Origin of the sequence: Bartonella sp. W8122 (assembly GCF_016102485.1) — a bacterium.
GTDB lineage: Bacteria > Pseudomonadota > Alphaproteobacteria > Rhizobiales > Rhizobiaceae > Bartonella > Bartonella apihabitans.
Genome location: NZ_JACFOO010000001.1, coordinates 2172241 through 2195522 on the forward strand (window position 1 = coordinate 2172241; position 23282 = coordinate 2195522).

19 protein-coding genes and 1 tRNA gene are annotated in these 23282 nt (G+C 43.7%); 6 read left to right on the forward strand and 14 right to left on the reverse strand.

The genetic code is table 11. From position 1 onward, the window contains the following. Positions 1 to 331: 331 nt before the first annotated feature. The 3 genes from pgi to H3S83_RS09445 all read right to left on the reverse strand — a co-directional run bounded on the left by pgi (position 332) and on the right by H3S83_RS09445 (position 6870). Entirely contained in the window at positions 332 to 1981 is a 1650-nt protein-coding gene (gene pgi, locus H3S83_RS09435; RefSeq protein ID WP_198239515.1) for a glucose-6-phosphate isomerase, read from the reverse strand. A gap of 381 nt (positions 1982 to 2362) precedes the next feature. Then, complete coding sequence (locus tag H3S83_RS09440; RefSeq protein WP_198239516.1) at positions 2363 to 5623, reverse strand: efflux RND transporter permease subunit; 3261 nt, start codon at positions 5621 to 5623, stop codon at positions 2363 to 2365. Continuing rightward, on the reverse strand, positions 5623 to 6870 hold the full coding sequence (locus tag H3S83_RS09445; protein WP_198239517.1) for an efflux RND transporter periplasmic adaptor subunit: 1248 nt from the start codon (positions 6868 to 6870) through the stop codon (positions 5623 to 5625). Before H3S83_RS09445 ends, H3S83_RS09440 begins: the two co-directional genes overlap by 1 nt. A 369-nt stretch (positions 6871 to 7239) precedes the next feature. Here H3S83_RS09445 and H3S83_RS09450 point away from each other — a divergent pair, with 369 nt between their 5' ends. From H3S83_RS09450 to H3S83_RS11595, 3 genes are all read left to right on the forward strand, one after another. Then, positions 7240 to 8724: an ATP-binding protein gene (locus H3S83_RS09450; protein ID WP_198232753.1), complete on the forward strand. Its 1485-nt coding sequence runs from the start codon at positions 7240 to 7242 to the stop codon at positions 8722 to 8724. A gap of 376 nt (positions 8725 to 9100) precedes the next feature. After that, a tRNA-Arg gene (locus H3S83_RS09455) sits at positions 9101 to 9177 on the forward strand. 682 nt (positions 9178 to 9859) lie between these two features. Further along, positions 9860 to 10234, forward strand: coding sequence for a proline racemase family protein (locus H3S83_RS11595; RefSeq protein WP_198239518.1), 375 nt, complete (start codon positions 9860 to 9862; stop codon positions 10232 to 10234). A gap of 787 nt (positions 10235 to 11021) precedes the next feature. On the opposite strand, the gene H3S83_RS09465 is transcribed toward H3S83_RS11595, so the two are convergent. The 11 genes from H3S83_RS09465 to H3S83_RS09515 all read right to left on the reverse strand — a co-directional run bounded on the left by H3S83_RS09465 (position 11022) and on the right by H3S83_RS09515 (position 18414). After that, complete coding sequence (locus tag H3S83_RS09465) at positions 11022 to 11504, reverse strand: hypothetical protein (RefSeq protein WP_198239519.1); 483 nt, start codon at positions 11502 to 11504, stop codon at positions 11022 to 11024. Positions 11505 to 11711: 207 nt separating this feature from the next. Beyond that, complete coding sequence (locus tag H3S83_RS09470) at positions 11712 to 12065, reverse strand: hypothetical protein (RefSeq protein ID WP_198239520.1); 354 nt, start codon at positions 12063 to 12065, stop codon at positions 11712 to 11714. A gap of 21 nt (positions 12066 to 12086) precedes the next feature. Continuing rightward, positions 12087 to 12254: a hypothetical protein gene (locus tag H3S83_RS09475; protein ID WP_198239521.1), complete on the reverse strand. Its 168-nt coding sequence runs from the start codon at positions 12252 to 12254 to the stop codon at positions 12087 to 12089. Positions 12255 to 12389: 135 nt separating this feature from the next. Beyond that, a complete protein-coding gene (locus tag H3S83_RS09480; RefSeq protein WP_198239522.1) occupies positions 12390 to 12743 on the reverse strand; it encodes a hypothetical protein in 354 nt (117 codons plus the stop codon). A 15-nt stretch (positions 12744 to 12758) separates the two neighbouring features. Next, the gene (locus H3S83_RS09485) at positions 12759 to 12992 is read right to left on the reverse strand and encodes a hypothetical protein (protein ID WP_198239523.1); all 234 of its coding nucleotides are present in this window, start codon (positions 12990 to 12992) and stop codon (positions 12759 to 12761) included. 74 nt (positions 12993 to 13066) lie between these two features. Further along, entirely contained in the window at positions 13067 to 13735 is a 669-nt protein-coding gene (locus tag H3S83_RS09490; protein ID WP_198239524.1) for a hypothetical protein, read from the reverse strand. Between the two features lie 478 nt (positions 13736 to 14213). Beyond that, positions 14214 to 14705 (reverse strand): hypothetical protein, encoded by a 492-nt coding sequence (locus H3S83_RS09495; RefSeq protein ID WP_198224094.1) that lies wholly within the window; start codon positions 14703 to 14705, stop codon positions 14214 to 14216. Positions 14706 to 14791: 86 nt separating this feature from the next. Then, positions 14792 to 16153 carry an aspartate ammonia-lyase gene (locus H3S83_RS09500; RefSeq protein WP_198239525.1) on the reverse strand — a complete coding sequence of 454 codons (1362 nt, stop codon included), beginning with the start codon at positions 16151 to 16153 and terminating at the stop codon, positions 14792 to 14794. 14 nt (positions 16154 to 16167) lie between these two features. Next, entirely contained in the window at positions 16168 to 16530 is a 363-nt protein-coding gene (locus H3S83_RS09505) for a hypothetical protein (protein ID WP_198239526.1), read from the reverse strand. A gap of 991 nt (positions 16531 to 17521) precedes the next feature. Then, complete coding sequence (locus H3S83_RS09510) at positions 17522 to 17953, reverse strand: carboxymuconolactone decarboxylase family protein (protein ID WP_198239527.1); 432 nt, start codon at positions 17951 to 17953, stop codon at positions 17522 to 17524. After that, positions 17950 to 18414 (reverse strand): hypothetical protein, encoded by a 465-nt coding sequence (locus H3S83_RS09515; RefSeq protein WP_198239528.1) that lies wholly within the window; start codon positions 18412 to 18414, stop codon positions 17950 to 17952. The genes H3S83_RS09510 and H3S83_RS09515 overlap by 4 nt, the downstream gene beginning before the upstream one ends. A gap of 189 nt (positions 18415 to 18603) precedes the next feature. Between H3S83_RS09515 and H3S83_RS09520 the strand changes: the two genes are divergently transcribed. The 3 genes from H3S83_RS09520 (at position 18604) to H3S83_RS09530 (ending at position 23009) form a co-directional block, all read left to right on the forward strand. Then, positions 18604 to 19773: a hypothetical protein gene (locus tag H3S83_RS09520; RefSeq protein ID WP_246741740.1), complete on the forward strand. Its 1170-nt coding sequence runs from the start codon at positions 18604 to 18606 to the stop codon at positions 19771 to 19773. Continuing rightward, a complete protein-coding gene (locus tag H3S83_RS09525; protein ID WP_198239529.1) occupies positions 19770 to 20981 on the forward strand; it encodes an ATP-grasp domain-containing protein in 1212 nt (403 codons plus the stop codon). The genes H3S83_RS09520 and H3S83_RS09525 overlap by 4 nt, the downstream gene beginning before the upstream one ends. A 564-nt stretch (positions 20982 to 21545) precedes the next feature. Then, positions 21546 to 23009, forward strand: a complete 1464-nt coding sequence (locus H3S83_RS09530; RefSeq protein WP_198239530.1) for a PLP-dependent aminotransferase family protein — start codon at positions 21546 to 21548, stop codon at positions 23007 to 23009. The last annotated feature ends 273 nt before the right edge of the window (positions 23010 to 23282 follow it).

Genomic DNA, 23282 nt, shown 5'->3' on the forward strand with positions numbered 1-23282 from the left:
GAAAAAGCCCTCGCCGGAAACAGCTTTGGCAAAAGTCACTCTTGTTCATTGCACTATCACGTGACTCTTTCAAAGGCAGAATGAGTTAATTTTTTAAAGCATGATTGCAAATTCGCGAAACGCAACCGGAAAGCCGATCTGTCAGATAGGCCGACATATCGACAAAATGAAATATCGCAAAAGGCTTATCGGACAAAACGGGATGTAGGCGTGAGCGGGATGTCACAAATGAAAGTAAAATGTGACGGAAAAGAAAAATAGGATTTATAGACAGATATAAAAGCAGCGCCTTCTTAGATACGCTGCCTTCTATCGTTTCAGATTCGCGTTTTCAGTGCGTGCGGCGCTCTTTGACATAAGCGATCAAACCGCTTGTCGAACTATCGTGGCCGTCAGTACTTTCTTGACCTGAAACCATGGGCAATAGTTCATTGGCAAGTTCCTTGCCCAATTCCACGCCCCATTGGTCGAAGGAGTTGATATTCATGAGCGTGCCTTCAACAAAAACCCTGTGTTCATAAAGTGCAATCAGCCGCCCCAATGTGAAGGGGGTAAGTTTGTCATGAACAAGCGTCAATGTCGGACGGTTGCCGACAAAGCTTTTATGCGGGGCCAGTTTTTCTGCTTCCGCTTCGCTCATACCACCTTTCATCAACATGGCTTTGGCAGCTTCTTGACTTCTACCGCGCATCAGTGCTTCCGATTGGGCAAAACAATTGGCAAGAAGCATGTCGTGCTGATGACGCAAGTTTTCTTCATGCCCGTTCACAGCAACAATGAATTCAACCGGTATAATATCGGTTCCCTGATGCAAAAGCTGGAAGAAAGCATGTTGTCCGTTGGTTCCCGGTTCCCCCCAGACAACAGGGCCTGTTGGCATTGTAACCGGCTTGCCATCAATGGTTACATGTTTGCCGTTTGATTCCATGTCGAGTTGCTGGAGATAGGCGGGAAGACGCGACAGCCGTTCTTCATAAGGGATGACAGCGCGTGTCGGATAGCCGCAGATGACGCGGTTATAAAAGCCAATCAACCCCAGCCGGACGGCAAGGTTTCGAGAATAAGGTGCGGTGCGGAAATGTTCATCCATTGCATGACCACCAGCCAGAAACTTTCTGAAATTTTCCGGCCCGATTGCCATCATCACCGAAAGGCCGATTGCCGACCAGACGGAATAACGCCCGCCGACCCAGTTCCAGAAGCCGAAAACACGCGAGGGGTCAATGCCGAAATCGGCCACTTTGCCAAGTGCTGTCGAAACCGCCGCAAAATGTTTTGAAACCGCCATTTCACCCAGTTTTTCTGCAATCCATTGGCGCGCAACACGCGCATTGGTCATGGTTTCGGCGGTTGTGAAGGTTTTGGAAGAAATAATAATCAATGTCGTTGCCGGATCAAGCCGCGACAATGTATCGGCAATATCGGCGCCATCGACATTGGAGACAAAATGGCTATTCGGCCCGTCATGATAAGGTTTCAAAGCAAGCGTTGCCATTTTCGGCCCGAGATCGGAACCGCCGATGCCGATATTGACAACATCGGTAATCTTGCCTCCATGTTCACCTTTCAAGGCACCGGAGCGCACCCCTTCACAGAATTTTTCCATATGCGAGAGAACCGACTGCACATCCTCGACAATATTTTTGTCGCCAAGCATAATTGTGCTCCCCTCCGGTGCACGCAATGCAACGTGAAGAACCGCACGATTTTCGGTCAAATTGATCGCCTCGCCGTTAAACATGGCCTCGCGCCGCTCTTTCAAACCGGCAGCATCGGCAAGATTATCAAGAAGCTCCAAGGTTTTCGCTGTCACCCCGCATTTGGAAAAATCGAACAGCAAATCATCAAGCCGCAATGAAAAATGTTCGAAACGCTGCGGGTCATTTTTAAATAGTGAGCGAATATCGCCAAGCTCCGGATCTTTTGCATGGGTTTTTAATGCATTGAAAGCGGCGCGAAATTTTTCTTCGTTGCGGAACATGGCAAGCTACCCTCCATTGTGTAAATAGAATTTAAGATGAAACATAGTGAAGTAAAAGAGGTAAAATTGCCTTTATCCATTTCGCTTGAAAGAAAGTTCAACTTCACTGAAAAATAAACTCGACGGGGCTTTAACCAGAGCCCTTTATCGCGCCATTAAAGGCCGGTTTTCTTGAGGCTCCCGATATACGACCGGCAAGGCCGCCAACAAACCGGCAAAATAGCTTATCTCTTATCTCTATTATCCTGCCCGCGCTTTTTGTGTTTATCGTTTGCTTTTATCATCGCCGCTTGAGCCGAGTAAGACGATTTTAAAATTGCTCCCCTTTAAATGCGGGTGCATCACCGCACTTTTTTGTTTGTCTCCTGTTTCGCTCGTCATTCAGCCGGTTGTTTTGGCATTTTGCGCGGCATCGAGTTCCTCCTCAAGCTCGAAATCCTCTTCGGCTTTCGGGCGGATAAAGCGGCCAAGCAAGAGATAGGTGACCGGTGTGACATAAAGCGTTGCAATGGTTGCAAGGCCAAGCCCGCCCACAATCACAAAGCCCAAAGAAATTCTCGCTTCCGCACCCGCACCGCTTGCAAGGATCAGCGGTACACCGCCAAGAATGGCGCAAATCATTGTCATTGATACCGGCCGCAAACGTATATTGGCAGCATTTTCCACTGCCTCGCGCAAACTCTGGTTGCGGTTTCTGAGCTGGTCGGCAAATTCGACAATCAGAATGCCGTTTTTGGCCATAATGCCGACAAGCAGCACCAGCCCGATTTCGCTATAGACATTAAGGCTCACCCCGCTCACCATCATGGCAAAAACCGCGCTGCCAAGGCCAAGCGGCACTGTTGCCATAACAATGAGGCCGGAAATGAAACTTTCAAATTGTGCGGCAAGAACAAGAAGAATAATGACCAAGGCAAAGCCGAAGACGATAATAAGACCGGAAGAGGTTTCACTCAACGTGGCAGCCTCGGCAAGCGGAATGATATAGCTTCCCGCAGGCAATATGGGTTTTGCAAGTTCAAGCGCCTGCTGATACGCTTCGCCGAGAGCAAAACCCGGTGCAAGACTTGCCGTCAAGGCGATAGAGCGCATGCGCGATTCCCGCCCGAGTTCCGGCGGAACGGGCTTTTCTTTAACCGTTGTCACCACCGACATCGGCACGAAACGGTCATCTGCCGTTTTCATGAAAATATTTTCAAGATCGGTCGGGTCATTGACCGGTGTGCTATTCGACACAAGCTTCACATCATAGGAGCGGTCGCCAATATAGACCGAGCCGATTTTGCGCCCGTCAAGCATGGATTGCACGGCATTGGCAAGGCCGGTAATGTCAATACCGAGATCGGTTGCCCTTTCGCGATTAATGTCGATAAACAATTGCGGCTGCGTTGCTTCAACACTTAAGCGCGGCTGCACAAAACGCGGGTCCTCCTGCATTTTCCTGACAAGTTGATCGGCAACCGGCTGGAGTTTGGCGTAATCGGTGCCGAGAATTGCAAATTGCAAGCCCTGACCCGCCCCCCTGATGCCGAGCGAATTACCTTCCGCCGCAATGACACGCACAGCCGGAAAACCCTTCATTATTTGATTGATTTCCTGAACAATTTCCTGCTGGCTGCGGTGACGCTCGCCCCAGGGAGCAAGATTGAGCATGAGAAAACCGTTATTGGACGAGCCGAAAGTGCCTGATACCGAATAGGTATTGATGATTTCGCCCCTTTCTTTGAACGGTAAAAGCGCATCTTCTATCTTGCGCATTTCATCATTGAGATAATCGACAGAAATTCCTTGTGGCCCGTTGATGCGCAAAAACACCTGTGCGCGGTCTTCCGACGGGGTCAATTCCTGCCGCAAAGTGAGGTAGCCACCAGCGCTTAAAACAACAAAGCCGATCGAAAGCAAAACCACAATCCACGGATGGTCAAGAGCACGGTGCAAGCTGCGGGCATAGAAGTTCTGTAATGCATGGGCAAATTTCAAAAGCAATGCCGGTTTGGAATGCCCGCCGCTTAAGGCCTCCTGCCCGTTATTTTCCCGAACGCTCTGGTTTTCCTGAACGCGCCGGTTTTCCTCACCGTTTAAATTTTCCTCGTTATCGGCACTGTCTCCGGCAGGCTTTTTGACATCTTTCAGAAATCTTGAAGCAAGCATCGGGCAAAGTGTCAAAGCCACAATTGCCGAAAGCAGAATGGCAATTGCCAGCACAAAACCGAATTCACGGAAAAGCCCGCCTGCCTGACCCGGCAAAAAGGAAATCGGCACAAAGACGGCAACGAGGGTCAGTGTTGTTGCAATCACGGCAAAAAACACTTCTCTTGTGCCAATGACCGCCGCAGCCCTCGGCCCTGCGCCAAGATTGCGGTGACGCACAATATTTTCCAGAACGACAATCGCATCGTCAACCACCAGACCAGTCGCAAGAACAAGCGCAAGGAGGGTTAAAATATTGACCGAAAAACCGGCAAGATAAATGGCGGCAAATGTGCCGATCAAGGCGACGGGAATAGAAAGGGCGGGAATGAAAGTGGCGCGCAAATCCCACAAAAACAGAAAAATGATGACTACAACGCTTAAAACCGCAACAATAAGCGCAACCTCGACTTCATGAATAGCGCCTTTGATGAAGCTTGCATCATCGCTTGTAATGGTAATCTGCACGCCTTCAGGAAGTGTTTTGTTGAGATTGTCAACAGCCGCTCTTATCCCTTCGGAAATATCGAGTGTATTTGATTGGGCCTGCCGCACAATACCAAGCCCGACACCGGGTTTGCCATTGACCCGTACAATCGAGGTTTCTACATCCGGCCCCAGAGTGACATTGGCAATATCGCCGATACGGACGCGATTGTTGAGATAGACATTTTCGAATTCTTCCGGCGTGGAGATATTGGCGGTTGCTCTCACCACCAGCGCCTGACTGGAACTTCTGAGCGAACCGGCCGGCGCATCAAGTGCCATATCGGAAAGTGTTTTCGTAACGTCGGCAATGGTCAGGCCATAACTTGCAAGTTTCGCCGGATTAATGTCTATTCTGAAAATCTTGTCACGGTCGCCATTGACCTGCACATCCGCAACACCGGAAACGGCCGAAAGTGTGTCGACAATCTGGTCTTCAGTCAAAACCGTCAAATCATCGACACTCATTGTTGTTGACGTTACGGCAAGGCGCATCACCGCATCGGCATTGGAATCGGCCTTGATAATGCGGGATGAATCGGCATCATCGGGTAAATCATTGGTAACACGCGAAATGGCATCGCGAATATCGGCTGCCGCCACATTAAGATCGACACCGTCATTAAATTCGACCGTTACCCGCGAGCGGGCAAAAGAAGAACGCGAGGAAATGGTTTTGACACCGGAAACACGCGCCACCGCATCTTCAAGTTTCTGGGTGATTTCACGGTCGATTGTTTCAGCCGCCGCGCCATCGAAATCGGTTGAAACGGTTACCACCGGACGGTCGACATCCGGCAATTCGCGCACATCAATGCCCTGAAGTGCGGCAAGCCCCGCCACCATGATGAGCACATTGAGCACAAAAGCCGAAACCGGTCGGCGGATGAAAAGCGCAACCAGCCCGCCTTTATCCTTTTCGCGTTTCTTTTCGCCTTCACCGGATTTCTGAGAAGCGCCCGCCATTACCGGTTTGCTCCCTCAGGGGCTTTCTTTTCGTTTCCCTTCACTTCTTGAGGTTCAACGGCTGCTTTCTTGGCTTCATCCGAAGTCGCTTCTGCTGCTTTTTCATGGTGTCCACTATTGCCGCCGGATTGAGCAGAACGATTATTCTGATTGCCAAGAGAAACGCTTTTCCCCGCCTCTTTTACGCCCTCATCCGGCAAAATATCGACGGTACTTTTATCTTGCAGATTTTGCACGCCCTTGGTGACAACAAGATCTCCTTCATGAAGTGCACCGGTGACCAGCACCGAATCCGCATTGCGCTGGACAATGCCCACCCGCACATGCTCCACAACTCCATTTTTCACCCGCCAGACATAGGCTCCCTCGGCGTTCCACTGGATTGCAAGCGGGTCTACTGCCGGATAAGGGTCACCCGGAAAAGCAAGAGACACAGAAAAGGACATGCCCGACTGGAGCACACCGGAGGCATTATCGACTTCCGCACGAATGCGCAAAGTGCGGCTTTGCTCGTCAATCATATTGTCAATGGCGCTGATGCGGCCGACAAATTCTTCACCGGGACGGGCAATTGAGGTCGCTTTCACTTGTTGGCCGATTTTGATGAGCGGGGCAAAACGTTCCGGCACCCAAACGTCAATCAGAATATGGTCGCGATTATCAATGCGGGCGATTGTTGTATCGGATGTTACGTAATTTCCTGCGTCAACCGGTAAAATACCAACGATGCCGCTTACCGGCGCGCGGATTGTGCGCCGATCAGCTGCAAGCTCGGCATCGCGCAGTGCGAGCCTTGCCTTGTCGAGAGCAAGTTTTGCCGACAATTCCTGCACTTCGGTAGCCGTATTGGAGGCACGCAACTTGACCGTTCTTGCCATGGTCAATTCCGCATCATTGACTTCCACTTTGGCGCGCTCGACGGCGATTTCTTCATTATCGGAATCAAGCTTTGCAACCGGATCGCCGACATTAACGTGCATTCCTGCACTCACATAAATCTTGTCCATCACACCGCTAGACCAGGGGGTGACGGCAACCGTTGCAAGGGCCCTTCCCGTGCCGATGGCGCTTAAACGGTCATTGATCAGCTTTTGGCTTACCGGTTTTACAACCACCTCGTTTGTTTTCGGGGCCGATGCGGAAGTGTGCCCGGCATTTTTTCCGTTCTTTAAACCCTGCCAGACAAACAAGCCGACGATAATGAGACCAATAATGACGATGATGGTAATTTTCGACGGGCGTTTCATCGCGCTGCTTTCATCAAAGGATGAGAAAACCGGACAGATTATTATCCGATACTGTTTTTTGTCACTCTGTTTTTAAAGTCTTCTACAAATTTTAACATTCCTCGGAGTCTTGTGAAACGGAGTTTAGATTATTGCCCCGATTTCAATAAAGTTAATTCATGCAAAATCCGCAATTTTTAGTCCAGTTAATTTTCGGTAATATTAGAACGATCACAAATAGCGAACGCATAGTGCAAAAAACAATTTGTTCTTAATCAAGGATTTTTATAGACTGGATTTAAAATGCGGGTTTTATGAGGCAAAATTGACTCGTTATAGGTCAAACCGACGCGACATTTTGCCGTGAGGACGGTCGTCAAAAGAGGTTGAATGGCTAAAGAAGAAACAAGCGGTAAACAAGCGCCGACATCGGCAGGCCTGTCGCTTCAACATGAGCATGAACAAATACCGTTCCACCGGCGTATGCGTGTGCGCCTCATATTGCTCATTACACTTTCGGTCTTCATCACTGAAATTATGGTTTTCATGCCCTCTATTGCCAGCATGCAACAAAGCTGGCTTGAAGACCACCACCAGTCGACCAAAGCCATCAGCATGATTCTGGCTTCAAGCCCCGAAATCACCTTAAGCCCGAGCTTGCAAAAAAATGTTCTGACAGCCACCGACGCATTGGCTATCAGTATTGTTAAAAATAACCAAAGAATTAATTTTGCCACCTCGCCGGATTTGACAAAGGTCAATGAAACAATCAACCTTCCCGATTATAGCGAAACCAAGGCGCTGCTTGACTCTCTCTCGACGCTCTATTTTGGCGGCAATAATATCCTGCTCCTGCGCGGTCCCATTGAAGGGACAGATATTACACTTGAAGTAACGGTTGCAGACGCGAAATTGCGTGAGGCAATGATTGACTTTTCGTGGCATTTTATTGTCATTTCGCTCACCATTGCGATTGTTGCGGCAACAACGATTTACTTGATTGTGCATGAACTTCTGGTGCGCCCTTTACAGAATATCTACACCAATATGCTGGATTTTGTGATGGAACCGCATAATCCGAGCAAAATCCTTGTTCCGGAAGCGCGGCGCGATGAACTCGGTATCACGCAGAAACGTATTTCGGTTATCGAAAGCGAATTGCAAAAAAGCTATGCCCACCAGAAACATCTTGCCAATCTCGGGCTTGCGGTTTCAAAAATCAATCATGATATGAGGAATATTCTGGCTTCCGCACAATTGATGTCGGATCACCTTGCCGATGCAAAAGACCCTATGGTGAAGAAGATTGCGCCCAAACTTATCCGTGCTATCGACCGCGCCGTCACTTATAGCCAGACCGTCATCACTTACGGGCGCACACAGGAAGAAGCCCCAAAGCGCAAAACGCTTCTCCTTCACGATCTTGTCGAAGATGTATTTGAATCGCTCACTCTTCCCGGTTCCGATCAGGTCGAATTTATTGATTCCGTCCCCTTTGATATGACCATTGATGCGGATGAAGAACAGCTCCACCGTGTCATCACCAATTTATGCCGCAATGCCGTTCAGGCAATGGTGGAGCGGGAAGACAGCGAAAAGTTCCAGAAAAAACTCACCATTAGCGGGCACCGAATCGACAATGTAGCCGTTATCGACGTCGTGGACACCGGCCCCGGTTTGCCGGCAAAGGCAAAAGAACATCTGTTTTCACCCTTTCAGGGGTCAACCCGCCGCAATGGTTCGGGTTTGGGGCTGACGATATGCGAAGAGCTTATCCACGCTCTTGGTGGCACAATTACACTCATCGAGGACGAACAGGAGGGCGCGCATTTTGAAATCCGCGTTCCCGATCTCCCCTCACATAGCGAAGAATGAGAAAGAAAGCGAAAAATGACAGGGGGAGCGAAAAATGACAGGGGAGCGAAAAACTAAGCCGGAACAGTGATTTATTGCGTTTATGACAACAAATCATCATGGCTTTCACGAAGCATTCGGGTGTTCAAAGCTTCACTCTACCGTTTTGCCAATATGAAACGCCAATAACGAATTTTTTCTTTCAACGTGTAAAAGGCTGGAATTTCGCGCTTATATAGGCAAATGAACGACAAGAATGAACAAAAAAATAAAATCTTCTCTTGCATTTCTTTCGCGAACCAATTAGGAAACCGCTTGTCAGTCGATTGAAGATATTCGAAACCCGATGTCGACGAGGAGACTGGCTGGAAACATCATTTCGGTGGTTTTCAAAAGTGCACCCGTAGCTCAGCTGGATAGAGCACCAGACTACGAATCTGGGGGTCAGGAGTTCGAATCTCTTCGGGTGCGCCATTTAAATTTTGGCATTTCACTATAGCTTCCAAACACCAAACTTTTCCATTTTTAAAAAATAAAAACCAGTCTCTACTATTTTTTTAAAATATGTGAGGGGAATTGCTTTTGATTGATAATGCTTTCAATCAATCATGATTTGAAACTATCCTCCCCATTTCCTTCGAAATGATTGCCGTCCGAAATCCTCTTGTCTTTCCGAGCCAGAGTGGAAAAACAGCATTTTGTTTATTGTATTTAAAAACAAGCGAGACTGATCAATCACACTCATCATGAGCGCTTTTAAGTGGATGTTCCCTCTTCCTTTTTATGACGGCTCATGGTCGTGATGGGCACCTTTTCCTTGCCTTACTCCCCTGATCAATGTGAAATGATTTCAAAAACTGCTCATATTACTCTCTGCCAAGCGACGTACGAAGAAGCCATTATGAAATAGGCTCTAACCGCCTTTTTCAAAATGGATAAACTTCTTTTCCTTTTCCATAACGTCTCGCCAGCGTTTCTGAGGATAGCGCTTTTATGCCAGCCGTTTTTTCCATCTGTGGCGCTTATAACTATTGATGAAATACGGTCGACGATGCGCCCTTTCTCGTCTGACCCCAAGAAGAAAATCCCCCATTATTCAGGTTCCTTAAAATTCAGGTTCCTTAAAGCAAACCCGCAATCGCTGTTAAAAATATAGATGACCGGCTGTTCAGCGAGAATGGCTGTCCTTTACGTATGCGGAGAAATGAAGGTCGGTGATAAATTTGCGGGGACATCAATCATTGAGACCAAATTCCCTTGCAGAACTGATAGTGTTGGAGAGAACAACGGTAAACCGACAATAAACCCGATCATATCCGGCGGGAATTGGGTTGTCGGAATAGATTATCTTATTTGGTTGCAGCCCGACTGGTTTATAGTTCTGCAACAAAACGGTAGAAAAAACGGACGAAACCTAGTTTTGTCTTCCCAAAGCAATTTAATTTATTCTTTTGTTACACAAAGATGTTTCTTGAATAAATTTTTGTGCAATAAATTGTTGTTTGACTATGTTACACTCTATAAAGATTAAACTTATCAACCCAACGGAGAGAAAAGCCAATGCGTAAGTTGCTTATACTGGCACCGCTTTTCGTGCTTTTGGGCGGCTGTTGGTTTTCAACCAATATCCCTGCTAACATACAGGAAACATGGCGAGGTCGGCCAATCAGTGATTTATAAAAAGCCATCGGGTCAGGGGGAGGTTTCAGCGTGGATGAAAAGGGTGAAAAGTAGTATTATCGACAAAAGGAAGGCAACTTCTTGGTAACTGGTTCAGGTAATCCGCTCGGGGGGTATGCTACTAAATCATGTGAATTGCGTGTGTATGTTGATAATGAGGACAAGATCACAAGATTTGTCACTTATAATAAAGGACTGAATTGCGCTCATTATAGTTCGGATTTGAAGTAGTGGGTTTATCTACATTTATAAGGGCTTTCGCGTAGCAACATGCAGTCACGTGACTTCATCGCGCTAAAGTCACCACCATGAATGTATCTCGTCTTTAAAGGGTTAAGTCTTTGCCCAAGTACAACTTTATTCTGACAACGCCTCTAAAGGCCATGAAAATAATTCAGAATTATGGGTGATATGTCACATGACACCCTAGTCGTTCACAAAGCTTTTCGCTTTTTTTTACCATAGCCGGTTTTTCTTGAGACGACGTCGCGGTGGTTTGTTGACAAGCGGTGAGGAAGAGACCCGAAACGATGAAAACAAATATAGTTATTGCACGTTTTTTCATTTTAACAACAGCCCTAATAAAGACAATTTTTCTACATGCTGAATAAATTAAAAACCAACCGATAACAACTGTTTTACTTTAACGAGTTTCTAAAACTAAGAGCGCAATTAGCTCCTCTCGAATAAGTATCCAGCCTTGTAATTTTGCCGTGGTCGTCATAGAACGCGCGGGTTTCACAATAAGCTAACTCAGATCCTGTAGGTGTACTTTTTTGAAAAGATTGTTCCCAGTATATATATTTTTCTCCCTTTTTATTTTGTGCAACATGGAATGGGCCTAACCGGTTGATGATATTTTCAATAGGTTGCCCACGCCATTTATCTTGAATTTCCTGACTAAAGTTCAGAGAAAGCCAACAGCCACTTAGCATAAAGACGACACATAAAAGAGAGAGAAATTTTCTCATTGAAACCTCACCTTGAATTATTTTTGATAATATCATTTTCATGCATGGACGCCACTTGTAAGAACTTTCACTTTTTATCTCATTGCCCTTATCGGCATCAGTAATGCGCAAAGCCTCACTTTTAAGGCTCGAACAAAATGCATTGCGCACTCGACAAATACCATAACCGTGGGAAGAATACTGAATTCTACTTGTTATTTCTTGTTAATTGGCGTCATAAGCTTCAAAATAGTAATTAACGCTCAATGCCAAACAACCGCCAACCTTTATCCCTAACCGAATGATCAGCGGTTGTTTTGTTTTTCATTTCAATTTCCTCAAAAAATATACGAATTGTAAAATACAATTTATACTTTTTTAATAAGCGCCCCTTGCCTCACAAATGGGAACTTTTGGATTATGAAAGTTTCTACAAGACTTTATCGCTCTGGTTCCATCCTTAGGCAAATATCCTTGATCTTCCATACAAAACAATTTTTGAAAGACGATATTCTCTCTAACATGTATGTCAAGTTTTGGATCATCTGGGTAGCGTTTTTCACATTTGTCATATGCTTCAGATATTTCTTCCGGTGTTGCGCCTGGCTTTTGAAACCATTGACCAGCAGATGGTGGAGCGTCAGCTACATAACCATCCTCAAACACAGTACCACAACCACTAAAAACACTTAATGAAGACAAGCACAGTAATAGAACAATTTTTTTCTTCATCTTTGTTTCCACATTTAAAAACTAGCGTCCTTGAGCTTTGATAATTTTAGATTGTGCAGGACCATAAGTACTTCCACACTCAAGCTTTCCTGAACCATAACAACTATGAACAGAGTAGTCTTTGCCATCAAGATCAAACATACCGCCAATCGCTTTTAATTGGTTATAACCTTCGGGTGCCTCATACATCGTGGCCGAATTGCCACCAATGAGCCCACCGACAAAATCATCTCGTCTTTTTTACCAGCACTCAATTTGTTCAATAAATTGACAGTTTATTGTGCATGAGCTTCTGGGCCAGAGCTCAATAATTACTCCATTATTTTAATTATAAGCGCCTCTCGCCTCACAAATGGGAACTTTTGGATTATGAAAGTTTCTACAAGACTTTATCGCTCTGGTTCCATCCTTAGGCAAATATCCTTGATCTTCCATACAAAACAATGTTTGAAAGGCGATATTCTGTCTAACATTTGGGTCGAGCTTTATATCATCTGGATAGCGTTTTTCACATTTGTCATATGCTTCAGCTATTTCTTTCGGTGTTGCACCTGGCTTTTGATACCATTGACTAGCAGATGGTGGGCCGTGATCTATATAACCAGGCTTAAACACACCACAACCACTAAAAACACTTAATGAAGACAAGCATAGTAATAGAACAATTTTTCTATTCATTTTTGTTTCCACATTTTAAAACGAGCGTCCTTGAGCTTTGATAATTTTAGATTTTGCAGAACCATACATATCACCACAACCTCGCTTCCCAAGACCATAACAACTATGAACAGAAAAGTCTTTGCCATCAAAACCAAACATACCGCCAATTGCTTTTAATTGGTTATAACCTTCGGGTGCCTCATACATTGTTGCAGGATTGCCACCAATGAGCAGACCAACAAAATCATCCCGTTTTTTTACCAGCACTCAATTTGTTCAATAAATTGACAGTTTATTGTGCATGAGCTTCTGGGCCAGAGCTCAATAATTACTCCATTATTTTAATTATAAGCGCCCCTCGCCTCACAAATGGGAACTTTTGGATTACGAAAATTTTTACAAGACTTTATCGCTCTGGTTCCACTCTTTGGAAAATATCCTTGATCTTCCATACAAAACCTTTGTTTAAAGTAGATATTCAGTCTAACATTTTGGTCGAGTTTCATATCATCTGGATAACGTTCGTCACATTTGTCATATGCTTCAGATATTTCTTTTGGTGTTGCGCCTGGCTTTTGATACCATGAGGCACCAGATAGTGGGGGGCCGGGATCTACATAACCATCCTCAAATACAGTACCACAACCACTAAAAACACTTAATGACGACAAGCATAATAATAGAACAATTTTTCTATTCATATTGGTTTCCACATTTTTAAACGAGCGTCCTTGAGCTTTGATAATTTTAGATTTTGCATTCCCATAAGTCATCCCACAATCACTCTTCCCAAGACCATAACAACTATGAACAGAAAAGTCTTTGCCATCAAAACCAAACATACCGCCAATTGCTTTTAATTGGTTATAACCTTCGGGTGCCTCATACATTGTTGCAGGATTGCCACCAATGAGCAGACCAACAAAATCATACTTATGACGTTGCAGCTCAACACTATATTTGTTTCCTTTACTTAATTTATTTAATAGATCAGCTGTTTTTTCACGCATTGGAGAGAGGTCCATAATAATGAACATCAGTATTGGATAGAACGCCTGTCTCTCCACGTTTATCAAGTGCTGCCGTTGCATTAAACCAAGTCATTGAACCACGGCTATGCGCATAATTTTTCCAGACCTTGCAAGTCCTATTGTTCACCACAACCTATCAAAGCGGTACTAGAATTTGTCATAGACCGAAATTCATTTTCGGGTATTTCCTGATAATCAGAAACCATTATTTCAGGGCTAAACGAATTGGTTTTTTGGAAAAAACGGAAATATATAGAAGCATCAACAGCACCAGTACGCTGATGAGCATATTTGGCTGACAAATGAAGTTACAATTATTTTGATTCCGAAGGCTGATTGCAGCATCTCCGCTCAGCTATGAAACGCAATTGATGGTAAAGGAAATTAATTGAATATGTTAAACGTGAGTGAGGCCAACTAAAACCCGCCTGACTAAAAAACTCAATGAGGTTTCCCATCAGTTAGGTATCCAGTAATTATCTCTTTTTATCCCATGTTTCTTATCATATTCATACAACGCAGGATTTACTATATATGTAAGTTTGTTCAAATTTTCTATAGTCGGGCATCTAACGCTTCCTGATTCAAGAATATCTTCCTCATAATAAATGCTTTGAATGATATCTTGTTCATTCGTCTTTGCTACAACCCTACATGTATCTCTATTAGATCTTTTCATATCAGTTGATCCTATATTGCTCTGATTAACTGATGCATAAACCCATTTTTCTTCTCCCCATACCCAAATACCTAAACGTTGGTCATCCGGGCTACCCAAGTAGCGGTTTAAGGTTGAGGCAGGTTTACCCACAAAAGTTTGCAATATATCACGTTCGCTATCTGGTCTAGGACGATCCGGGTATTGAGACTCAAACCTGCTGTGGTGAGCTCCACATCCATACAGCACAACAATTGCCAGTAGGTTCATAAATAAGTTTTTATAATACATTATAGCCTCAATCTATTCTGAAGATCCTTATATAGGGGCTTCGAGATTATTGACCATTCAATTTCTGGCATTTTCATAAACGTATTTCAGATGAATTTTTCAGCATTTATTTCCTTATGCTTTTCAAGTGCCTCTGAAAAACTCAGGTCATTTTGAATAATTTCCTTAGCCAGTTGTGCAGCCTTTTCATAGCCTATTTGTTGTGACATGGCCGTGACCATTGCCGTGCTGGATTCCAAAAATTCAAGGCAGACATTTTTGTTCGCCGTTATCCCTGCAACGCATTTTTCAGCAAGTATATGAATGGCATTAGACATGAATTCCATTGATTCCAGAATTTTGAACGCAATGACCGGCTCCATTGCATTGAGCTGCAATTGTCCGGCTTCAGCGGCAAGTGTGATGGTCTGGTCATTGCCCATGACCAGAAAAGCCGTCTGATTGACGACCTCCGGAATAACGGGATTGATTTTACCGGGCATGATTGACGATCCGGGTTGCATTGCCGGAAGGTTGATTTCATGGAGACCGCCGCGTGGACCGCTTGAAAGCAAACGCAGGTCATTGCATATTTTCGATAAATTGATTGCAGTCCGTTTCAAAGCACCTGAAATCGAAACAAAAGCGCCCATGTCCCAACTTGCCGCGATCTTATCGGGTGTCTGCTCGAGTGATAGCCCTGTTGCTTCAGACAGTTCTTCCACAATTGATTTTTGATATTCGGGCTTCGCATTGATGCCGGTTCCAATGGCTGTTCCGCCAAGATTGACTTTTTGAACGAGTAAAACGGCTTGTTTGATGAGGTTGATGTCTTGCTCGAGTGTAGAAGCGAAAGCCTGAAACTCTTCACCCAGCGTCATAGGAACGGCGTCCTGCAATTGTGTGCGTCCAACCTTCTTTATGTCTTTGAACTCGACGCCTTTTTCCTTGAACTTCGCACATAAAACAGAAATGGATTTCACCAGTCTTTCATGAGTGAACAAGATGGCCAGACGCACGGCTGTCGGATAAACGTCGTTTGTCGACTGTGACATGTTGACATCATCATTGGGATGAAGTGCCTGATAATGTCCCCTCTTTTTGCCCATGATCTCAAGGCCGCGATTGGCGATGACCTCATTCATATTCATGTTGGTGGATGTGCCGGCTCCCCCTTGGATAAGGTCAATAGGAAACTGGTCGAGATGATCGCCCTTGATGATTTCGTCACAAACCTGACAAATAATTTCTCCCTTTTTTCGATCAAGCAGTCCAAGACGCATATTCACTTTCGCTGCCGACCACTTGATATAGGCGAGACTTTTAATCAAATCAGGGAAACGGCTAATGGGTTGTCCTGAAATCGGGAAATTGTTTATCGCTCTCGTTGTCTGAGCCCCGTAATAGGCTGTGGCAGGTACAGTTACAGTTCCCAATGTATCCGTTTCAGTTCGTAATTGTAGTGTCATGATAATAGCTCTTTTTAATGAACGATCTGGCTTAAAAACTCGCGCGCACGGTCGGTTTTCGGTGATTTAAAAAATGTTTCAGCTATGTTTTTTTCAATGATTTCGGCGTAATCCGTAAATACAATATGGTCGGCAACCTTTCGGCGAGCAAAGCCCGTTTCGAGATCAAGAACCGGACCGATAACTCTCTGTCTTACGTCTTCTACACAGCGTAAAATTTCTTGTGCTACGAGGTTGGCAACAATTCGGTTAGTTTTATCCAGTGGCCGTTCCGGTTCTTCTGAAATTTCAGTGGTAGAGACAGCTCTGAGAGAACTGGCAACATAATCCAAAACAGCAAACACAGGTTCGAATGGTTTGTCTGTATTTTTAACCACTGAATTGCTCCTCCACCCAAATAAATCCGAATTAGCACATTTCGAAGAGAAATACGACTTCTGAATCTTCTATTGGTCGTCGTCTGTTTATAAGGTGCGAGACGATCTTGCTATCTTCACTTATCAACCCGATCTTCGCTTTTCATCCCGCTCCTTGGCAAAAGTCCGAGACAGATTTTCTCATGCACATTCACCCGCTTACCTCAGCCATCAAGTTCGAACAGATCAACACTTCTGCACAATCCTTGCGCGGCACCAAAGCCTATTTTGAACAGATACTACCAAAAGATCTTAAGCGTTTGTCGGGGCGCATGGCGGTTAAGTTTAATCAAATCTGTTTCCGAACAAGCCCGAGCACGTGTTCACACTTACCATCAAAAAATTGTTTATGTTGACATGTTACAGCGTGAGGAATCCCGATCGCTCCCGAACAATAGCAAGTCATTCCTATATCATCGCCCGAAAACCAGTAAGTCCAAGATACGATCGGACAACTTCCATCTTCAAATGAGAAATGAAGTTTGCGTCGACAATTCTGATATTTTCACGTCTTTCAATGTTTGTTAGATCAAGTCTGGCTATCCGCAATACTTGAAGAAAACGCAAATTTCTCGGCTGATTCACCAAGTATATCAAAATGTATTTTTCTATTAATCGGAACGGGTCTTAAAAATAAATTATCGAGTGCTAAAAATGAATAATTCGTGCAAAACAAAATTCAACAAAATAAAAACAACGTATTTTTTATAAATATTATCGTCTCAATACCATTCCACAATGCTTTTAAAGTCTTCATGGAAAGAATTTAATCAAAAGCTTTTATAGACCTTTTGCTCAAACGCTGGTCATTTCTGTTTCAAGATAGATCTCGTCTCTATCCTGATTAAGCGCTTAAAGCTTTAGAAAAGAGATGACCAGCGCCTCAACTAAAATCCGTAAAATGACTTATGAGTTCCTTTACACAACTGTTCGACATTGTCCTTAATAGAGGTCACTGCCGCATAGAAATGGCAAGTCTGTTCATTCCATTCATAAGCGATATTGCAAATGTAAGGTCTGATATTTCTTTGTCACTAAAGACCTTTTTTAATGCCTCGTAGGACTCGTCATCGGCGTGGCTTGTCGATATGTTTGTTAACTGCTCGGCCCAGTTCAGTGCTGCTTGTTCTTTTTCAGAATATTGGTCACTCACACGCCAACCGGCCACTTCCGCTATGCGGCGCTGTGTTTCACCATCTTTTAGCAGGGAATTTGTATGGAGATTGAGGCAATATGCGCATCCATTGATTTGAGAAACTCTAAGATAGACCAGTTCAATCAATTTTTGTCCGACAACGCTATTTTCAAGGCCGACTTTCACGGCTCTAAAACCACTCATGAGCTCCGGTGATAGTTCAAAATATTTCAGCCTAAGATTTTTCATATTCTCTTCTCCTTATTCTCATTATTGTCTGCAAAATATATTAATAACGAAAGTGCAAAACAAACTATAACATTAAAATTAATCATCATTTTTATACTTTGAAAAAATGACATACTTATAATAAATAATATTAATATAAATATATTCGCAATGTTAATGAATTTGTTATTTGCGTTGATAATATATGATAAAGCGATGACTGCCTCTAAAACTGTGACCACCCAGCCAATAACAGGAATCATGTTTTCCGGAGCCCAGGGACACAGGATTGAGACATGTTTGAAAAATTGGGTCATCGAGCCCCATGAAACACCTGTTTCACCGAAATGACCCCAAAAACCGAAACGGTCAAATACAGCCGAAAGATAGCTGATAGCTAAACTGACTTTAGCAAAATATATTCCCCCTTTAGCAAAAAAAATGCCCCGCCTTTGCGTAGACGATTTGCCAAAGTCAAACATGCGTCACCATTCTCAAATTCTGTGAATGAGACAATGTCGCAAACTCTTTGACTGCGATAGGGACATATCGGGACAATTTGATAGTGACATTCGATTTTCGGTTTCGAACACAAAAAATGCATTGTAGGGATATGTCTTCAGAACAAACGTAAAGATCTGTTTCTTGTCTTTTTGACCTCGAGCGCTGTCATGGAAATTATGAATCCACATGCCTACAGATTTTATTCAGTGCTCGTCCTTCTCTATTTTTCCGATATGGTGCTGTTACTCGCCAATATCTGGAATTCTCTTCGGGTTACAAATTCACCATTATTCCTTGGCTGCATACTCTCGATAGGGGTGATATTTCCATTAATCTTAAAAAAATTGGCACGTGGTTACGAGCAGAAATCGATAAGTTTAGCCGGCCTTTATCTTCGAAGAATAATTGTATTCGCGGTGATATTGGTGGAAAGCCTATTTTCTATTGCCGACACGTGGATAGGTTTTATCATCACATCGCTTTGCATTGGTTATCTTTCCCTACTCACACTGACAGTACTGGAAGCGGCAAACACAAAGCTTGTTCTTCAGGGATACATCAGCTCGCAAATGGCATCGAGAACGATGCAGACAATCGTTCAGCTCGGTTCCTTTTTCGGAGCGATGGCGAGTGGATATCTGTTATTGTTTCTAAATTATAATAAGCTGATCGCGCTGATATGTATTTTCGACATCATCGTCAGCGCAACGGCACGGTTTATTTTTTCCGAAAAATCCGGACCAACAATTGAGGAAGCAAATCGACCAGCTCATTTTTCAGGAAAGCCTCTCCCCAGAAGTTTGATTTATCTTTGTATCGTCATTGCCTTGGTGGGGCTTCATATTAGCGCATTCAACGTACTTACACCGATCATTTTTCAAAAAGTAAAAAATTTGAACAGCGAATATTTTGGCTTATGCTGTGCCGTAGCTGGCCTTGGCGCTTTCTCGGCAGCATTTGTAAACCTTGGCTGGTTCCGGTTTTTGATACCGGCAATAACGCTCCTTCTTGCGGATTTGATTTTTACCCTTTCCTGGCATCCCTATATGGCGATCGTCGCATGTTTATTTATCGGCTTTTCAATAAACACCATACGCATTCACGCACGTAAAACAGTCATCGATAAGACCAGCAGTGACAACGAGGCCGATCAGGTAAGTAGCGTTAGTGCGCTTATGTATACTTTAGCGCAGTCCATCGGGCCGATGGTTTTTGGAATTCTAACGGGTAAGGCCGTTCTTGGGGCTTATTCGGCAATTTATCTTTTCCCCGCTGTCGCCCTGATCATGTTTGTTTGGATAGTCTTAGTCAGAAGTTCATCGGGAGCAACGGAATGAATAAAAATTGCGTTATTATTGTTGATCCAATGTCAACCGGCGCTCTCTATGCCCCTTTAATATCGAAACTTGGATATTTGTGTTATTGTATACAGTCTGACCCAAATCTTCCCCCCAAATTTGCGAATAGTTTTACCGGTGAAGGTTTTTTCGACAAAAATTTATATTCGGCTGACGAAATTAAAGAAAAGCTCGGTTCTAACGATGTGTTTGCGGTCTTATGCGGCGCTGAAACGGGTGTCTACTGCACAGAAGCGCTTGCCGATTATTTCGGCGTTCCAGGCAATGACGTGCATCATACAAATTGGCGCCGTAGCAAGATTGACATGCAGAAGCGCCTCAAAATCAATGGATTAAAACATATCAAGACAATCGAGATCACTCGGGAAATGAAGGATTTCCCTATATTTTCGTCTCCAGCCGGATATGTATTGAAACCGAACGAATCCTGTTTAACCGATGATGTTCTGTTTTTTGAAAACCCTGATGAAGTGAAGCAGCACATCAAAGAAATCGACTGGGATAGAACAAATGCCGTTGGCCAGAAAAACACGTCATTTCTCCTGCAAGAAAGACTGACGGGCGATGAATATGTCGTTGATCTCGTTTCCTTCAAAGGAGTGACAAAAGTTTGTAGTTTATGCCGGTACAGAAAAGGAACGCATAATAACAGCCATTTTGTTTATGAAGCGCTGGAGGTTCTGGACCTGACAATCAAGGACTATGCACCGTTATTGTCCTATGCTGTTGAGTGCATCAAAGCTGTTGCTATCGAATATGGGCCGGCTCATTTGGAACTCATATGGACAAAGACAGGTCCGGTGATGGTTGAAGTCGGAGCGAGATTACACGGCGGCATTGCCCCGCTTTTGTTCAACGAGTGCTATAGTAACGGATTGCTCGAGACAGCCGTTTCTGTATGCTCGGATAACTTCAATTCAAAACCCGCAATTCTTGGAACAAACGGGCGTATCATCTTTTTGATAAATGAAAAAGCGGATAGACATGTCACCGATACGTCACGCTTGATCAGAGATTTCCAATCTATTCCGGGTGTTTCCACTGTAAAACTTTTTTTCGGTGACAATAGTCCAATCCCTTTGACCACCGACTTGGCCAACTGTCCCGGTATTATTACAGCCGTTGCAAAAGATGCGGAGACGTTGGATGTGATCGAGAATAAAATAAGAGCGCTCTTTGCTGCATGAACCACTTCTTTGGTCCAAAAACCTATGGTCCAAGAATGATCGCTTGAATAAGAAAGTTCACTCTGGCACGCGGTAGGCTGTGCTCTTGATGGCGTCTACTACCGTATTAATAATTCTGCTACCGCATGAAAAATAGAAAACGGCTTTTTCTACGCTTTTTCGGGCGTCACTTCTTCGGGCGCGTCCGGGTATCAATCAGACATGTTTTGTTTTTCTTTTTTGCAAAAACATATGCGAAAAATATCAAACATGCGTTCATTTTTCTTATGAAAACGACATTGTCCCGCCAACCCCTCTGCCATTCGTTAAACTCATGATGCCGACCTCTTGAAGAATGTCTTTACTTTCAACCGATGACGGGAAACCGGATTGTGATGAGCCGTGGGTCGCCTCGTCATGATTATAATTCGTTTAAGTCAGTAAAATCAAAGTCGGGCAGAAAAATCCGCTCTCGCTCATGTTTAAAATTTTCGCGCTACTCTTCACCGGTTTGACCCATTCAATGCGAATATATATTCTTTCTAAAATCGATTGTTATGAATGTTTCTGACGGCGAGGAAACGAATGTCAAACGGGCTTAAAGACGTAAAATTGACGGGCACAAGCTATTCGCCCAAGTCGTCCCGCGCAGGAATTGGTGATAGGCTCTACCAAAAGATCATTGCATTAATCGATAGCGGTACTTTTCAAATAGGACAGCGCGTACCCTCGATCAGGGCTCTTTCGCGTGAACTGGGGATTGGAAAAAACACCGTCGAAAGCGTATATAGTCGCCTCATTGGAGATGGTTATCTCGTCTCCAGAGGGCCTGCCGGCACATATGTTGCAAGCCATTCCCTCGCCCCTGAAAGCTCGTCAAAAAAGACTAAGACCAATTCGGTAAAACATCGGTCCATTTATGCGGAAGGAACGGCCTTCAAAAAGCTCCAGATCGGTTTACCGGCCATTGATTTATTTCCCGCAAAATATTGGAGTGGTCTTTTAAAGCGAAAGATTGCTGAAACGCATAATTCACTGTTTTATCCGCATTCAACAGGGCTTAAAAAGTTAAAAGAAAGCATCACCCGTTACGTCGGGCTGTCCCGTGGAATCGTTTGTGAACCCGATCAGGTCTTCATCAGTAGCGGCTTTCGCGGAGCTTTAAATTTGCTCATGCAAGCGCTTGGTGAACCGGAAGACACAGTCTTTTTAGAAGACCCGTGTTTTCCTCCCACTTTGGATATTGTTAAAAGCTCGGATGCATATATTGTACCCGTTCCTGTCGATCATAACGGAATGCAAATTTCTGATGCTTTAAAAAACCATCCTGATGTTAAATTTATTATCGTCACAGCCAATCATCAAAGCCCCCTCGGCTACGTCCTTGGAGATGATAACCGAAACACCTTATTAGATTGGTCGGAGAAAAACGGTACATTTATAATAGAAGACGATTACGATAGTGAATTCAGATATGATAATAAACCACTACCGGCTCTTGCTAGTCTTAATAATCATAGAAACGCCAATATGATCTATATCGGTAGTTTCAGTAAATTAATTAATCCTGACCTAAGACTAGGCTATTTTATTGTTCCAAAATATATGGTTCCAAAAATAACCGATTTTTATCAAAGATGGATAGATGGATTTCCAATATTAAATCAATCTGTATTATCAGAATTTATGGATTCTGGTAATTTTGCCAAACATTTGAACAAAATGAGGCTTAATTATAAAAAACGACAAATATTTTTACAAAATGCATTGAATAGATATGTTTCCGATATATTTCATGTAAAAAATTTCAATCACGGACTTAATACATTATTACTATGCAAAAATCGCGTTGAGTGTAACGATCTGGAATTAATGAAAATTGCACAAAAAGAAAATTTTGGAATTGGCTGCATTTCAAACCGGCAAATAGAAAGAAAAGATTTGAGTGGATTAATATTATCCTTTTCTAATTTGAAAACTCAGGAAGAGGCATATAAAATAATCTCGGATTTTAATCAGGTCATCAGACCATATGTTTCTTTCAAATAAATATTTTTATATTTCAACATATGCTACATTTTTGATTTATTTAAAAAAGTTATTCTGATTATTGTTTGCTCTGATTGCCGCTGCAATTAAACAGAATTTCGAGACTTTCATCTGTCGAAGTGGCTTATTTTCGAGAACCTTGTGACCTCATGAGAAGCTTTTCAGCCTCTAAAGCGTGGCTTGATAAAAATTCTGTTTCGAGCGCGTTCATTCATGATTTTCATTCATCGTTCAAATGAACAATAATATCTTTTTCGTTTTTGAAAGCTCGAT

Bases quoted from the DNA above. Each gene is read 5' to 3' on its own strand.
- H3S83_RS09445 (WP_198239517.1), bottom strand. From the start codon at position 6,870: ATGAAACGCCCGTCGAAAATTACCATCATCGTCATTATTGGTCTCATT.
- H3S83_RS09515 (WP_198239528.1), bottom strand. From the start codon at position 18,414: ATGTTTGACTTTGGCAAATCGTCTACGCAAAGGCGGGGCATTTTTTTT.
- H3S83_RS09475 (WP_198239521.1), bottom strand. From the start codon at position 12,254: ATGTATGAGGCACCCGAAGGTTATAACCAATTAAAAGCGATTGGCGGT.
- H3S83_RS09440 (WP_198239516.1), bottom strand. From the start codon at position 5,623: ATGGCGGGCGCTTCTCAGAAATCCGGTGAAGGCGAAAAGAAACGCGAA.
- H3S83_RS09470 (WP_198239520.1), bottom strand. From the start codon at position 12,065: ATGAAGAAAAAAATTGTTCTATTACTGTGCTTGTCTTCATTAAGTGTT.
- pgi (WP_198239515.1), bottom strand. From the start codon at position 1,981: ATGTTCCGCAACGAAGAAAAATTTCGCGCCGCTTTCAATGCATTAAAA.
- H3S83_RS09490 (WP_198239524.1), bottom strand. From the start codon at position 13,735: ATGCGTGAAAAAACAGCTGATCTATTAAATAAATTAAGTAAAGGAAAC.
- H3S83_RS09525 (WP_198239529.1), top strand. From the start codon at position 19,770: ATGAATAAAAATTGCGTTATTATTGTTGATCCAATGTCAACCGGCGCT.
- H3S83_RS09495 (WP_198224094.1), bottom strand. From the start codon at position 14,705: ATGTATTATAAAAACTTATTTATGAACCTACTGGCAATTGTTGTGCTG.
- H3S83_RS09520 (WP_246741740.1), top strand. From the start codon at position 18,604: ATGGAAATTATGAATCCACATGCCTACAGATTTTATTCAGTGCTCGTC.
- H3S83_RS11595 (WP_198239518.1), top strand. From the start codon at position 9,860: ATGACCGGCTGTTCAGCGAGAATGGCTGTCCTTTACGTATGCGGAGAA.
- H3S83_RS09500 (WP_198239525.1), bottom strand. From the start codon at position 16,153: ATGACACTACAATTACGAACTGAAACGGATACATTGGGAACTGTAACT.
- H3S83_RS09450 (WP_198232753.1), top strand. From the start codon at position 7,240: ATGGCTAAAGAAGAAACAAGCGGTAAACAAGCGCCGACATCGGCAGGC.
- H3S83_RS09480 (WP_198239522.1), bottom strand. From the start codon at position 12,743: ATGAATAGAAAAATTGTTCTATTACTATGCTTGTCTTCATTAAGTGTT.
- H3S83_RS09530 (WP_198239530.1), top strand. From the start codon at position 21,546: ATGTCAAACGGGCTTAAAGACGTAAAATTGACGGGCACAAGCTATTCG.
- H3S83_RS09510 (WP_198239527.1), bottom strand. From the start codon at position 17,953: ATGAAAAATCTTAGGCTGAAATATTTTGAACTATCACCGGAGCTCATG.